Source organism: Lysinibacillus sp. COL-1, from assembly GCF_059814265.1.
Genome location: NZ_JCAWSJ010000003.1, coordinates 64,996 through 78,520 on the forward strand (window position 1 = coordinate 64,996; position 13,525 = coordinate 78,520).

Annotated in this window: 14 protein-coding genes; 11 read left to right on the forward strand and 3 right to left on the reverse strand. The window is 35.3% G+C overall.

Annotation, left to right across the window (positions count from 1 at the left end; genetic code table 11):
* Positions 1 to 32: 32 nt before the first annotated feature.
* The 5 genes from AC6BKE_RS04655 (at position 33) to AC6BKE_RS04675 (ending at position 2,888) form a co-directional block, all read left to right on the forward strand.
* Positions 33 to 314 carry a transporter suffix domain-containing protein gene (locus AC6BKE_RS04655; protein WP_036128815.1) on the forward strand — a complete coding sequence of 94 codons (282 nt, stop codon included), beginning with the start codon at positions 33 to 35 and terminating at the stop codon, positions 312 to 314.
* Positions 304 to 735, forward strand: a complete 432-nt coding sequence (locus AC6BKE_RS04660; RefSeq protein ID WP_036128813.1) for a MarR family winged helix-turn-helix transcriptional regulator — start codon at positions 304 to 306, stop codon at positions 733 to 735. The genes AC6BKE_RS04655 and AC6BKE_RS04660 overlap by 11 nt, the downstream gene beginning before the upstream one ends.
* Before the next feature lie 299 nt (positions 736 to 1,034).
* The gene (locus tag AC6BKE_RS04665) at positions 1,035 to 1,412 is read left to right on the forward strand and encodes a GntR family transcriptional regulator (RefSeq protein ID WP_036128812.1); all 378 of its coding nucleotides are present in this window, start codon (positions 1,035 to 1,037) and stop codon (positions 1,410 to 1,412) included.
* On the forward strand, positions 1,412 to 2,269 hold the full coding sequence (locus AC6BKE_RS04670) for an ABC transporter ATP-binding protein (RefSeq protein WP_058845232.1): 858 nt from the start codon (positions 1,412 to 1,414) through the stop codon (positions 2,267 to 2,269). The genes AC6BKE_RS04665 and AC6BKE_RS04670 overlap by 1 nt, the downstream gene beginning before the upstream one ends.
* Positions 2,270 to 2,273: 4 nt before the next feature.
* Positions 2,274 to 2,888, forward strand: coding sequence for an ABC-2 transporter permease (locus AC6BKE_RS04675; protein WP_499856022.1), 615 nt, complete (start codon positions 2,274 to 2,276; stop codon positions 2,886 to 2,888).
* A 46-nt stretch (positions 2,889 to 2,934) separates the two neighbouring features.
* On the opposite strand, the gene AC6BKE_RS04680 is transcribed toward AC6BKE_RS04675, so the two are convergent.
* Both AC6BKE_RS04680 and AC6BKE_RS04685 read right to left on the reverse strand, forming a co-directional pair.
* Complete coding sequence (locus tag AC6BKE_RS04680; protein ID WP_340835440.1) at positions 2,935 to 4,557, reverse strand: hypothetical protein; 1,623 nt, start codon at positions 4,555 to 4,557, stop codon at positions 2,935 to 2,937.
* Positions 4,554 to 5,336 carry an ABC transporter ATP-binding protein gene (locus tag AC6BKE_RS04685; protein ID WP_036128805.1) on the reverse strand — a complete coding sequence of 261 codons (783 nt, stop codon included), beginning with the start codon at positions 5,334 to 5,336 and terminating at the stop codon, positions 4,554 to 4,556. Before AC6BKE_RS04685 ends, AC6BKE_RS04680 begins: the two co-directional genes overlap by 4 nt.
* 298 nt (positions 5,337 to 5,634) lie before the next feature.
* On the opposite strand from AC6BKE_RS04685, the gene AC6BKE_RS04690 reads away from it, so the two are divergent.
* Both AC6BKE_RS04690 and AC6BKE_RS04695 read left to right on the forward strand, forming a co-directional pair.
* Entirely contained in the window at positions 5,635 to 7,083 is a 1,449-nt protein-coding gene (locus AC6BKE_RS04690) for an aminotransferase-like domain-containing protein (protein WP_499856025.1), read from the forward strand.
* Between the two features lie 4 nt (positions 7,084 to 7,087).
* Positions 7,088 to 7,996 carry a D-alanine--D-alanine ligase gene (locus AC6BKE_RS04695; RefSeq protein WP_089933688.1) on the forward strand — a complete coding sequence of 303 codons (909 nt, stop codon included), beginning with the start codon at positions 7,088 to 7,090 and terminating at the stop codon, positions 7,994 to 7,996.
* Positions 7,997 to 8,046: 50 nt separating this feature from the next.
* Here the strand turns inward: AC6BKE_RS04695 and AC6BKE_RS04700 are convergent, their stop codons facing one another.
* Positions 8,047 to 8,886 (reverse strand): YitT family protein, encoded by an 840-nt coding sequence (locus AC6BKE_RS04700; protein WP_036128798.1) that lies wholly within the window; start codon positions 8,884 to 8,886, stop codon positions 8,047 to 8,049.
* 537 nt (positions 8,887 to 9,423) lie between these two features.
* Here AC6BKE_RS04700 and AC6BKE_RS04705 point away from each other — a divergent pair.
* The 4 genes from AC6BKE_RS04705 (at position 9,424) to AC6BKE_RS04720 (ending at position 13,493) form a co-directional block, all read left to right on the forward strand.
* A complete protein-coding gene (locus tag AC6BKE_RS04705) occupies positions 9,424 to 10,872 on the forward strand; it encodes an Msr family ABC-F type ribosomal protection protein (RefSeq protein ID WP_036128796.1) in 1,449 nt (482 codons plus the stop codon).
* A gap of 265 nt (positions 10,873 to 11,137) precedes the next feature.
* The gene (locus AC6BKE_RS04710; protein WP_342504339.1) at positions 11,138 to 11,455 is read left to right on the forward strand and encodes a hypothetical protein; all 318 of its coding nucleotides are present in this window, start codon (positions 11,138 to 11,140) and stop codon (positions 11,453 to 11,455) included.
* A 204-nt stretch (positions 11,456 to 11,659) separates the two neighbouring features.
* A complete protein-coding gene (locus AC6BKE_RS04715; RefSeq protein ID WP_036128792.1) occupies positions 11,660 to 12,352 on the forward strand; it encodes a response regulator transcription factor in 693 nt (230 codons plus the stop codon).
* Positions 12,345 to 13,493: a sensor histidine kinase gene (locus tag AC6BKE_RS04720; RefSeq protein ID WP_058845238.1), complete on the forward strand. Its 1,149-nt coding sequence runs from the start codon at positions 12,345 to 12,347 to the stop codon at positions 13,491 to 13,493. Before AC6BKE_RS04715 ends, AC6BKE_RS04720 begins: the two co-directional genes overlap by 8 nt.
* Positions 13,494 to 13,525 lie beyond the last annotated feature (32 nt).

Consider the following 13,525-nt stretch of genomic DNA (forward strand, 5'->3'; position numbering starts at 1 on the left):
ACTTAAATAAATTATTGTACAGGAGAAGACATATGACCTCTAATGAAAAAACACAAAAATCCTTTGCTTATAAGCTTGGAATAGGCATTATTATTTTTTCCCTTTCACTGTGGTTAATCCCAATCATTACACCATTCACACCGATACCTACAAAAGTAAAAGCAGGTATAATACCAGGAAGTATTATAGTTGCTGAAATCATGTTTTGGCTGGGTGCTTTACTTGTTGGGAAAGAAGTAGCGAACAAATTTAAAAGCTATCTAAATCCTAAAAAATGGCGTGAAAAAGGTGATACTCAAAAAAATGAAGACTAACAATGTAGCGGAGCAAATTAATCAAACGATAGAAGATATTTGGATCATCCTTGAGAAAATGGAAAGGGCCTATACTAAATTCTCCTTAAATAATCAGCAATATGTTCTTTTAACATTAGTGATTCGACATCCATCCTGCTCACCTTCGGAACTAGCTGAAAAAATGGCAATTACGAAAAGTGCAGTGAGTCAGCAGTTAGCAAAGCTTGAAAAGGATGGCTACATTACAAAAAAGCAGCATGTTGAAGATAAGCGAGCATTTTCTATAGAATTAGGTGAAAAGGGATTACTTTATCAACAAGAAGTGGAAGCATTTAACCAACAGATTACTGAAAAATACCATGCCTATTTATCATCTGACGAGCTAGCCGAAATGTTAGACACTCTTGAAAAATTAAACATAATACTGCATAAATTTTAGTGAAATGTTACATTTTAACACCCGTGTTTATAGTAACCCTTAATATTAAAGGGGGAATAAACATGACCATTAGTCTTCATGAAATCTTTTTAGCAGATGAGAAGACGAGGAAGAAATGAAAGCATTTATATTTTAAGTTTTAGGGCATATAGTCATTCATTAGGCTATATGCTTTTTTGGTGTTTGCAGGTAACTATCTTCTCAGGTTAACTAAAAGGAAATTTTTACTTGCAAATAACTGTAAATGTGTATATATTGTATATAAAGTATATATACAATATTTCAAAAGAGGTATTTGCATGCAAATTATTATTTCTAACAGTTCAAAAGAGCCTATTTATGAACAAATATATGCACAAATCAAAAAACGAATCTTAACGGGTGAATTACAAGAGGGCCAACCATTACCCTCCATGCGTCAACTAGCAAAAGATTTGGAAATTAGTGTCATCACAACAAAGCGTGCTTATGAAGAACTTGAAAAAAACGGCTTTATTTACTCTATTGTTGGGAAAGGCTCGTTCATCTCTGAACAAAATACAGAAATGATGAAGGAAAGAAAAATGAAGGCCATTGAGGAAAAGTTGTTGGTGGCGATTCAAAATGCGAAGGAAATGAATATTAGCTTAATAGAGTTAAAGGAAATGCTTACTTTATTGTATACGGAGGATGAGTGATGGAAAATGTTATTGAATTACAACATATACAAAAATCCTTTAATGGGTTTGAAATAAAAGATCTTTCGATCAAAGTTAAAAAGGGTTTTGTGACAGGGTTTATTGGTGGAAATGGGGCAGGAAAATCGACGACGATTAAAATGATTATGAATTTAATGCAGCAGGATAGCGGGACTATCTCTATTTTTGGTAAGCCCTATAAGGGAAACGAAAAGGAAATAAAAGAACGCATCGGTTTTGTCTATGATGACAATATTTTTTATGAAAATATTACGCTAAAGGATATGAAAAGGATCATTAAACCAGCTTATAAAAACTGGGATGAAAAAACATTTCAACATTATATTAATCAGTTTGAACTGCCATTGAACAAAAATATGAAGACATTCTCAAAGGGGATGAAGATGAAGGCATCATTAGCCATGGCTTTAGCTCATCATGCTGAATTAATCATTATGGATGAGCCAACATCAGGTCTTGATCCTATATTTCGTAGAGAGCTTCTAAATATTTTACATGAGTTAATGCAAGATGAACACAAAACTATATTTTTCTCTACACATATTACAACAGATTTAGATCGTATTGCAGATTATATTACCTTTATTCATAATGGCGAGCATATCTTCACGAAGGAGTTTTATAAAATTGAAGAGGATTACGCTATCGTCAAGGGAACGCTTGAGCTATTAGATCGTGAAACAGAGCAGGAGTTCTTGGCCATTCGCAAAACAAACAGAGGTTTTGAAGCACTAACAGCTCATAAACATAGAGTGGCCACAATATTTGGTGATGCCGTTGTCGTCGAAAAACCTACGCTTGAAGACATTATGTATTATACAAAAAAGGGGAGATAAGGATATGGTGAACCTTATTCTGAAGGATATTTTAATTCAAAAAAACATGCTTATCATCTACATAGCTACTATTATACTTTACTTATTGGTCAGTGTTTCTCCAGTATTTATCGTATTTGTTTACAGTATTGTTTTTATTATGAATGCATTTTCCAGTGATGAAAAAGATAATGCTAATATTTTACTGAATTCATTACCCTATACAAAGAAGGAAATTGTCAGTTCAAAATATATTGGGGCATTCATTTTTACAGGGTTATTTATGTGCTATACGTATCTGCTCGACTTTCTTTTGAACGGGCAAGAAGTATTAGTACTGTGGAAAGAAATACTACTAATTATGGGATTAGTCATGATTGCGATGTCATTTATTCTGCCGATATCCTATCAATTTAAAACAAAGCACTTAGCTATTGTTAGTGTAACTTTATTTGGAATTTATATGGTGATGGTAAATTATTTTGTTCCGGACTTTAATAATCAAGTAAGAGCCCTTGTACAAAAATTTATGGCGGTACAGGAACTACAACTATATCTCATTGCAACAGTCATCATTATTATCTTATATACGGGGTCATGGTTACTGTCTATACGTATTTATGAGCGAAAGGCTTTTTAATGAAAAAACGGCTGAATCCTATTAAGGGACTCAAGCCGTTTTGTAGTTATTTTTCCGATTTAAAAACCAGCTTCCATATCACGATATTGATGAGGAGAAGCACAATGAAATATACAGTAGAGCCGAATGGTACCTGACTAGCAATTAAATAATGTAGACCTGCCAGCATACCTAAAGGGATGAATAACAACATAGTTTTCCAGCCTTGAGCATCTCCAACTTCATCATATGGTTTAGTAAAAGGTATTTTATTGCTCATCGTGACGAAACAAATAATAGTATACAACCAGCTTGTTACTAAAACTACTAGTAAATCTGGGATAATTCGAATGCCGTAAATATAGCTAAAGATTACACTTAGTACTAAAAATAACGGAATATACAATTTGATTAAAAATGCCTTCAAGCTACCTTTTTGTAAGTCTGTATAATCTTTAAGCGGGAGTGTTTTATAAATCCACGCCGCTTTATATTTAGCAGAGTGACCAAGAAAAAGCACAGCAGAAGGAATAATGAGCATACTAAAGTAAATATTTAAGTAACTCATACTAATAGCATAATCAACTTCTTCGGACCTATTAAACGTAAACATGAAAATAAAAGGAATAATAAATGAAAAACCTAAAGACGGATAGACCTTTAGCTTAAACTCTCGCTCCTGCTTCATCATAAGAGTGGCAAAGCGATAGAAAGCTCGTTCTTCATGTGTGCTACACACGAGTGTTAATAGAAAGGACTTAAGTCGGTTGTTCTTCTCTTTTTTTGATTTACTTGTACTAAGTAGCTTTTGAAGATTGCGTTCAAAGGTTGGAATGAGCTTGATATAGATTCCTATTGAGATTATAGGAATAATCAGTGCTAAAATACTGTATATGACTGTTAATAAAGATGTATCACCATGTAGTATTAATTCATATGGAGCGGCAAACCACATCGGTACAAGGAAGAGGCTCCACCAATGAAATGTTACGGTCATATTTAAATCGACGAATTCAAAGGATCGAATAAGAACCTGATAGCCAATCATCAGCATGAGTGACAAAGCAATTTGTACATAGTTAATCATATCCTTCAGTTTTTCGCCATCAAAGAAGCGTAAAATAGCAATATATAAAATGGCTGTGAATGCCACAATCAGTAAATTCATGAGTAGAATCTCAAGACCCGTTAAAATAAAAAATACAATTCCTTGAGTAAAAAGGCTGACTATCAGTGGGATAGCTGTTAAGGCAAGTGTTAAATAAGATAAGTAAATAAAAATATGCATAAATTTAGCTGCATTGATTGTTTTAGCTGAAATAGGCTTGGTTGAAAGTATGCTTTTATCCCGTACATCTAAAAGTACAGAAGAAAAATCAGAAATCAGGGATGTCATAATTAAAAATATGATCATGGCATAGGCAATACTCAGTTGAAAAAGAAAGTTTTCACCAAATCCCATAAGTGGGATGAGTACAAGTCCAAATAAAACATAAATCCACAATGATTTAATATAGCCGTATTTTTGGTTCTCTTTCTTTTTATTCTGATTAAATATTGTTGGTACTTTACGTTCATCCATCGTTAATTTAATATGAAGGATTTTTCTCATCACGTCATAATCAATGCCCATTTTTACAAAGAGCAGTCGGAATTTATCAAGCAATTGTAGCGTTTTGAAATCTGTCATGATTGAACTCCTCGGACGATGGACACAAATTTCTCTCCGATTTCCTGATGCTCATGAAATCCAGTTAACTGGTTAAAAATTCTTTCTAATGTTCCTTCGGTATTATCTGCTTGTAGTTGGGCAAATGTTCCGTCTGCTGCAATTTTTCCATCATACAGAAGAATGATACGGCTACTGATTTTTTCAACCACATCCATAATATGAGATGAGTAAAATATGGTTTTTCCGTTGGCAGCCAGCTGCGTTAAAATTTCTTTAAAAATCATGACACTGTTTGCATCTAAGCCATTGATAGGTTCGTCTAAAAATAGTAGGTCTGGATTATGTATAAGGCTTGCAATGATGAGTAGTTTTTGGCGCATACCCTTTGAATAGGAGGAAATTCTAGAATGGTATGCTTCACCAACCCCGAATAATTCCATTAGTGATTTGGATTTGTCAGCTGCCTCTTCTAGCTCTAAACCATAAAGCTGTCCAATAAAGGTTAAATACTCATAGCCTGTTAAATTGTCATAAACATCAGCGATTTCGGGAACGTAGCCAATTTTTCGTTTATAATCAATATGATCTTGCCCTATGCTTTTTCCAAAGAGCTTAATTTCTCCGCCATAATCACCTTCTAGCCCTAGAATAAGTTTTACAGTCGTACTTTTACCAGCGCCATTAGGACCAATGTAACCGATGATTTCCCCTCTAGCTGCATGAAGGTCAATCCCCTTCAAGATTTCCTTGTTTCCATAACTCTTCGTTAAATTCGTAATCGTTAAAATTTCATCCATTTCATAGCTCCTTTCTAATTTTTGAAAAATTACCCATAAATACACTATAGCATAATAAACAGGAGGTTATTCCTCTTGTTAAAATGAAAACAGTTCGTTTCTAGCTTTGTCTAACTGTATATGATAAATTTTAAACTCCTATATTTCATGCTACATAGCGTAGGGCTTTTTTGATATACACACCATACTATTGAAATATGATAGAAAGAGGAACAACCACTCTAACTGGAAATTACATATTAGGTGGACCTTTTAGGTTGGCAAGGGTTATGAAAAAATGAAGCAAGGGGGTTAGGAAGTGTTTAGTGATTTTAAGCTTATGGATGAACGTCCGGTTTATGTACAATTGAAGGATTATGTTCAAGATATGATTGTCAAAGGGCATCTGTTAGAACATCAAAAGCTTCCATCTACCCGTGAACTTAGTAAGCTATTATCAATCAGTAGAAATACGGTCTTGAACGCATATGCCGAATTAGAGCTAGATGGCATCATCTATGCAAAGAAGGGAATAGGGCATTTTGTAGGGAAGGTCACGCCATTGAAAACAGCGTCTATTGAAATGGACTGGAAGCAAAGGCTGAATGCAACCACTTTATTAGCAGATGAAATTGATTTATTACGACAAGATATACAGTGGCAAAAAGGAATGATCTCCTTCACTAGTATTGCCCCGGAAGAAAAGCTTTTTGATGTTGAAAATTTCAAAAGGGCGTTTCTTACAAGAATGTCGATTGAAGGAGATGTTGTCTTAAACTATGGCTATGCAAAGGGCTATAAGCCTTTAATTGACTATCTTCTCAGTTATATGGAATTGAAGGGTGTAGACATTTCTAATAAAGATATTGTCATTACAAATGGTTTTACAGAGGGGCTAGATATTTTATTGTCCTCTTTAGCTAAAAAATCAGGGCGTGTACTATGTGAAAATCCTACACACCACGCAGCATTAAAGCTTTTCCGTTTGCATGGGTTAGAGATACATGGCATTGATATGAAAGATGATGGCATTGATATGGATCAGGTGGAAAAAGCCTTAGCAGCAAAAGAATTTGATTTTGCCTATCTCATTCCGTCTTATCATAATCCTACTGGAATTGTTACTTCCTCAGAAAAACGGAATGCTATTTTTCAGCTTTTTGCAAAATATCAAATTCCCGTCGTAGAGGATGGCTTTAATGAGGAATTAAGGTATTTAAGCGCTCATTTGGCGCCGCTGATCGCTTTTAGTGGTAAAGGTAATAACATTGTCTATATTGGCAGCTTTTCTAAAATACTTTTCCCAGGCTTACGTGTTGGCTGGATTTTAGCAGATAAGGCGTTAATCGACTGCTTAGAAAGCATGAAAAGAGCTCGAACGATTCATACGTCAACACTCGATCAGGCGGTATTATATCAATATTTGCAGGATGGCTATTTTGAAAAATATTTAAAGAAGGCAAGGTCTGTCTATAAAAAAAAATATGAGCTTGCTCGTCAAACCTGTATGCAATTCATTCCGTTTAGTAGAATCACAGGAGATGGTGGGCTCCATCTTTTTATAGAGCTAGAAGAGGGAATTGATGCACGTCTGCTACTGGAGAAGTGCTATGACAAGGGCGTAGTGTTTTACCCAGGAGATGTATTTTTCACAAATGGGAAAGGCAGTAATACATTTCGTTTAGGTTTTTCTCGTTTAGCAGATGACGATATTGTTCGTGGTATTCAAATCATAGGTGATACATTGAAAAATGATATGAGGGGTTGAGAAAATGAAGGTTGGCGTAATTATGGGAGGTACTTCCTCTGAAAAGGAGGTTTCCATTATGACAGGTAAAGAAATGGTCGCTCAATTAGATAAGCAAAAATATGAGGTTGTTGCCATTACTTTAGATGACAACAAAGAGGTAATTGATAAGGTGCGTGGCATTGATGTCGCTTTGTTAGCACTGCATGGAAAGTTTGGGGAGGATGGTACGATTCAAGGGGTACTAGAAACATTGGGTATTCCTTATACAGGAAGTGGTCTTCTAGCAAGTAGCTTGTGCATGGATAAAAATATGGCTAAAAAAATACTTCGTTATGAGGGTGTCGCAACACCAGATTGGATACATCTCATCAAAGGAGAGGAGCTGCCCTTACAGGATATAGAACTTATTGGTTATCCGCTTGTAGTGAAACCAAATGCTGGTGGCTCTAGTGTAGGTGTTCAAATTGTCCATAATCAGAGTGCCCTATTGACTGCTGTAGCAGAGGTATTTAGGTGGGATAACGAAATCATTATTGAGCAGTACTTGATTGGTGACGAAATTACATGCCCAATCCTCAATGAGAAGCTTTTGCCAGTCCTTTCAATCAAACATACGGCAGTATTTTTTGACTACCAGGCGAAATATGATGATGCTTCTACAATAGAGGAGCCTGTGGAACTCCCACTTGCGATTCATGATCGTGTGGCAAAAGCTGCGATGCTAAGCTACAAGACTTTAAGATGCAGTGTTTATGCTAGAGTAGATATGTTAATTAAGGATGGCGTCCCTTATGTGTTAGAGGTTAATACATTGCCTGGGATGACGCAAAATAGCCTTCTACCAAAAAGTGCACTGGCTGCTGGCATCAGTTATCCAGCACTATTGGACAGTATTATTGAAAGCTCCTTACAGATCGATAGAAATAGGTAAATAGAAAAAACACCTTTTTGTTGTAACTTACAAAAGGTGTTTTGACTGTCTTAAGATTTTGCTAGTTCAATAAAGCCTTCTCCAAAAACGTCCCTTACATCATGAATGGCAATAAAGGCATCTTTATCGACTTCTTTGACAATTTTTTTGAGCTTCACAACTTCTTGTTTACTAATGACGATATACAGAATTTCTTTTTGTTCCTTTGTATAATAGCCATGACCTGAAAGAACTGTAACTCCACGGTTCATATAAGCAGTCACCTGTCCAGCAATGTCTTCTGGTTTCTTTGAGATAATGGTAACAGCTTTTTTAGGGTTAACGCCCTCAATCACAAATTCCATCACCTTTGTACCAACATAGAGCATAATAATCGTTAGCATTAAAGCCTCTGCACCGATGATAAAATAAGATGAAAAAGCAACAATTAAATCAAAGAATAAAAGTCCATAGCTAATACTCCAACCAAGATATTTGTTGGTAATTCTAGCTAAAATCGTAGAACCTGCTGTTGTACCACCAACTCTAATAATTAAGCCGATACCAACCCCGGCAAATACGCCACCAAAAATCGTATTTACGATAATCTCATCTGAGGAAATAGACCAAGATTCTGTTAAATGTAAGAATAAAGAATGGAAAGAGACCGCAATGATAGTATAGATTGTTGTTTGTCTATTTAGGAATTTATAGCCAACCATTAGTAAAGCTGCATTCATGATAAAGCTGACAATACTCGGAGACCATCCGAAAAGATAATAGGCAATAATTGTTAAGCCTGTTACGCCGCCTTCACCCAAATCATTCGGAATGACAAATAAGTTAACTGCAAGGGCAAAGAGCAGTGATCCAAGCATAATCATTAAAATATCCATTACGTATTTTTTCATTCACATAACACCACCATATCAATTTAGATTTTTTCTTAAATCCATACTATATCAGGTTTTCACCAAATGATATACTTTTTGTAATGTTCATTTATGATATATCGACCTTTTTTTGTATGTCTTTAGTCTGGGAGACCTTGACTAATTGGGAAAAATATTTATAATAATCATAACACTTTTAAGGAGGATTAAAAAAATGGGCTATTCAATGAGACTACGTTTTACCGTTTTGAACCAATAACTGAATAGGGTCAATAACTCTGTTTGTGAAACCAGAGTATACGGGATAGTCTGTCCTTTTTTAATCATCTTTCATAACACAACAAAGGGAGCTCACGCCTTTATTTAGTGAGACAACTTTCCTAATATATCTCAGTTACTTAGATCACAGGCACATTGTCTGTGTTTTTTATTTACCCAATAAGGGGGAAGATATAATGCATATGCTATTATTCTTTTGATACGGGCTTTAACTAAAAGCTCGTATCGATACCATAGCTATCGATACGAAATGATTTATTTTCGGGAGGTAGCAATATGGAGAAAATTTGCTTTGAATTAGAGCATGTAATCGTAAATTATTTAGATAAAGAAATTTTAAACATTGAAAAATTAGCTATTCACCAATTCGATCGGATCGGCATCGTTGGGAAAAATGGTGCTGGAAAAAGTACATTAATGAAGTTACTTGCTAGCAAAATTCAGCCGACGAGTGGGATGTTAAAGAGTCATGTTCATTTTGGATATTTTGAACAAATGGAAGCACCAATGTTCGTAGAGGTAGAGGCACAGTTATTAGGAAAATTAGCTGTTCCTCCATATTCTGAAGGACTAAGTGGTGGGGAGCAAACGAGATTGAAGTTAGCACAATTACTTTCTTCTTATGAGGAAGCACTGCTCATTGATGAACCAACAACACATTTAGATCAAGAGGGTATTTCGTTTTTACTGGATGAATTGCGTTATTATTATGGCGCGCTTGTACTAATTAGCCATGATCGTGCTGTACTAGATGAATTGGTCACAACGATCTGGGAGGTTGATGGGGGCAGAATAAATATTTATTCTGGAAATTATAGTAATTATGCTCAGCAAAAGCAGGTAGAGCGAGATCAACAAAGTCAGGCGCATGACTTATACTTGAAGGAAAGAAGTCGTCTTGAACAAGCTGTTGATAAAAAAATGAGAAAAGCTGAAAAAATTACCCAAGCAGGGAGCATGTCAAAAAGAGAAGCTCATGCAAAACCGAATCGTATGTTTATGACAAAGTCCAAAGGTACGAGTCAAAAAAGCGTACAACGTGCAGCCAAAGCGATAGAACATCGAATAGAGAAGCTTCAGAAAGTAGATGCGGTACAGGTAGAGAGAAAAATAGTTTTTCGACAATCGAAAGCTTTGGAACTACACAATAAATTTCCGATTATGGCAGAGCAATTCACTTTACACGTACCAGGGAAACTACTATTGAATAAAGTAAACTTCCAAATACCATTAGGTAAAAAGATTGCGCTTGCAGGTAGTAACGGTTGTGGAAAAAGTACATTACTACAACATATTGCAAACTATGGGGATGGGTTAACCATTTCCCCTAAGGCCAAAATAGGCTATTTTCATCAGATGAGCTACCAATTTAAAAGTGAGGAAACGGTCCTCCAATTTTTAAAAAATCGCTCTGATTACGATGAGGGTTTTCTACGAAGTGTTCTAAATTCCATGCAGTTTGTAGGAAATGATATACAAAAAAGTGTGAAGTTATTAAGTGGTGGTGAAGCGATACGACTCCAGCTTTGTTATCTGTTTTTGGGGAACTTTAATATACTGTTACTGGATGAGCCAACCAACTTCTTAGATATTCAAGCATTAGAGGCGCTAGAGCAATTTATAATGGCTTATGAGGGAACAATCATCTTCGTGACACATGATAAGAATTTTATCGCAAATGTAGCAGATTTACAGTTTACTATAGAAAGTAATAAAATATTTTAAATGGGAAGGTGCGATTCTATCAGCAGGAGAATCGCACCTTTTTTTATTGAATTTATATTCATAAGAAGAGTATATAAAAAAGTCAATACACTATAAAAAGGAATGATGATCAATATTCAAAACAAATGTGTCAGCGAAATTTTGAACATTATAGGAATGTAAAAGAAATCATCGATTATTATAAAATCTAACCTTCCTCTAACCTAGCAATCGATATACTTGGTCTGTAACTATTGTTACAAATCATTTTCTTGGAGGGATATTTATGAAATTAAGAGCATTAGGGGTAGGAACACTAGCATTAGGTTTATTAACAGGTGGTTTTTCATTTTCTGCATTAGCTTCTTCAAATGATGAGAATGAAAAAGGGGCACAATCAATCAAGGCTGATGTGAAGATACTTAAGCCTGGGGAGAAAAAGGAGGTTCCTAAAGGCTTGTTAATGAAAAAAACAAAAGTAGATGAAAAAGAATCAGTCAAAGTGAGCGTAAAAACCTTTGAACCTGGTGAAATGCCAGCTATTCCTGAGGGTGCTGTGATGATGACAACTACAATAGTTGATAACGGGGAAAAGGATAAGTAATGAAAGGAAGCTTGTTTTGATCTTTCAAAACAAGCTTCTTACTATGTAAAGGTAAAAGAGACAAGTGTTAGTTGACTTAAATTATTTTAAAAGCTCATTCAAGTAGGCTATTCTAGTACAAAGGGGTAGGACTTGTTTGTTAGCAAAATTTATGAAACTCACGGGTCGTTAAAAAAGTCTGATTTTTAAAGGTGGATAGAACGAATGAAACTTTTATTGGTCGAAGATGAGGCTGTCTTATCCAGGATCATCTCTAAAGGGTTAAAGAAATCTGGCTATGCCGTTGATACAGCTTTTGATGGTAAGGAAGCATTAGAATTATTCGAAATCAATGAATATGACCTTATTATATTGGACTTAAACCTACCCAAAATGGATGGCATAGAGGTGTTAGAGCAGATTCGAGTTCAGAGCGAGGATGTGAAAATACTTATCCTTTCAGCACGTTCAGCTATTCATGATAAAATATTGGGTCTTGATTGTGGAGCCAATGATTATTTAATAAAGCCCTTTGATTTTCAAGAGTTGGATGCGCGTATACGCAACTTATTAAGGCGGTCTTTTAGTCAAAAAAGCGCCATTATATCTTTTGAAAATATAACACTTGATAGCTCAAAGAAAATAGTTTTAGTGGATGGTGAGATGATACATGTTACCAAAAAGGAATATGCTATTCTAGAATATCTCATGCTACATCAAAATAAAGTCATTAGCTCAGAGGAGTTGATAGAGCATGTATGGGACAGTGAAACGGATTTATTTTCAAATTCACTCAAGTTCCATATCCATTCATTACGAAAAAAAATGGCAGATGTTTTGGGGGAAATAGAAGTGATTCAGACAATCCGAGGACAAGGTTATATCATTGCAGAAAATGATAGAGGTTCATATGAATAACTTAACATTAAGAATGAGGCTGACCCTTTTAACTGGCTGTATTTTTGTAGTGGTTACAATTTTGTTAACGTTCCTATCCATTTATAGTGCCGAGGAAAAAATTGTTCAACCTATTACGACAACGATACTCAATCAAGAAAATAGGCTTCACAAAGAAATCATAGATGAGGCGACAGTAGAAACCAAGATGAATCATGATATTGTTGCTCAGATAAAGATTACGGATGTAAGAGAAGCGAAAAAGAAATTTATCAATCAGAGTGTCATATGGATGTTAATTATTATTGTAGCAGGGATAGCTACCATTTATGTAGTGGCTGGTCGAGCTTTAAAGCCAGTTCATGATCTTAGTCAAAAAATCGGAAATATAAGCGAACATAATTTAGCTCAACGTATCGAACATATTTCTACAAAAGATGAAATAGGGGATCTTACAGCTTCATTTAATCACATGCTAGATCGACTAGAAAAATCGTTTCTGTACCAAAAGAGCTTTGCCGCAAATGCAGCACATGAATTGAAAACACCACTAACAACCATGAAGGCAGGTATCCAGGTTTTAAAACTGGAAAAATCACCAACAGTAGAAGATTATAAGGAAAATTTAGAGGTGACAGAGCAAGGCACACAAAGGCTCATCCAGGTTGTGAACGATCTGTTAACATTAGCTTATGAGCAAACGGAACATTTTTCTGATGATATTGAGCTCAAAGCAATGTTAGACACGATTACACAAGAATTACAGCCTTTATGTATAGAAAAAAATATCGCTATTTCTGTAGATATTGACGTGAAAACGATAACGGGAAATCAAACATTACTCTATAGAGTTTTTTCTAATATGATTGAAAATGCGATTAAGTACAACCACAAGAATGGAATGGTTGAAGTTCGTGGACAGGTTAAGAATGGAGCTACTCATATTACAATTACAGATTCAGGAATTGGGATACCAAATGATCAGCTACACTATATTTTTGAGCCGTTTTACCGTGTCGATCACTCCCGAGCCCGTGAGTTGGGTGGCTCTGGGTTAGGTTTATCTATTGTCAGAACCATCGTTGAAAAGCATCATGGGAAAGTAAACGTCCAAAGTACATTAAATGTCGGTACAACATTTGAGATCATTTTACCAATATAAAAGTGTGATTTTACCATTAGGGGAATCACACT

Bases quoted from the DNA above. Each gene is read 5' to 3' on its own strand.
- AC6BKE_RS04655 (WP_036128815.1), top strand. From the start codon at position 33: ATGACCTCTAATGAAAAAACACAAAAATCCTTTGCTTATAAGCTTGGA.
- AC6BKE_RS04660 (WP_036128813.1), top strand. From the start codon at position 304: ATGAAGACTAACAATGTAGCGGAGCAAATTAATCAAACGATAGAAGAT.
- AC6BKE_RS04665 (WP_036128812.1), top strand. From the start codon at position 1,035: ATGCAAATTATTATTTCTAACAGTTCAAAAGAGCCTATTTATGAACAA.
- AC6BKE_RS04670 (WP_058845232.1), top strand. From the start codon at position 1,412: ATGGAAAATGTTATTGAATTACAACATATACAAAAATCCTTTAATGGG.
- AC6BKE_RS04675 (WP_499856022.1), top strand. From the start codon at position 2,274: ATGGTGAACCTTATTCTGAAGGATATTTTAATTCAAAAAAACATGCTT.
- AC6BKE_RS04680 (WP_340835440.1), bottom strand. From the start codon at position 4,557: ATGACAGATTTCAAAACGCTACAATTGCTTGATAAATTCCGACTGCTC.
- AC6BKE_RS04685 (WP_036128805.1), bottom strand. From the start codon at position 5,336: ATGGATGAAATTTTAACGATTACGAATTTAACGAAGAGTTATGGAAAC.
- AC6BKE_RS04695 (WP_089933688.1), top strand. From the start codon at position 7,088: ATGAAGGTTGGCGTAATTATGGGAGGTACTTCCTCTGAAAAGGAGGTT.
- AC6BKE_RS04700 (WP_036128798.1), bottom strand. From the start codon at position 8,886: ATGAAAAAATACGTAATGGATATTTTAATGATTATGCTTGGATCACTG.
- AC6BKE_RS04705 (WP_036128796.1), top strand. From the start codon at position 9,424: ATGGAGAAAATTTGCTTTGAATTAGAGCATGTAATCGTAAATTATTTA.
- AC6BKE_RS04710 (WP_342504339.1), top strand. From the start codon at position 11,138: ATGAAATTAAGAGCATTAGGGGTAGGAACACTAGCATTAGGTTTATTA.
- AC6BKE_RS04715 (WP_036128792.1), top strand. From the start codon at position 11,660: ATGAAACTTTTATTGGTCGAAGATGAGGCTGTCTTATCCAGGATCATC.
- AC6BKE_RS04720 (WP_058845238.1), top strand. From the start codon at position 12,345: ATGAATAACTTAACATTAAGAATGAGGCTGACCCTTTTAACTGGCTGT.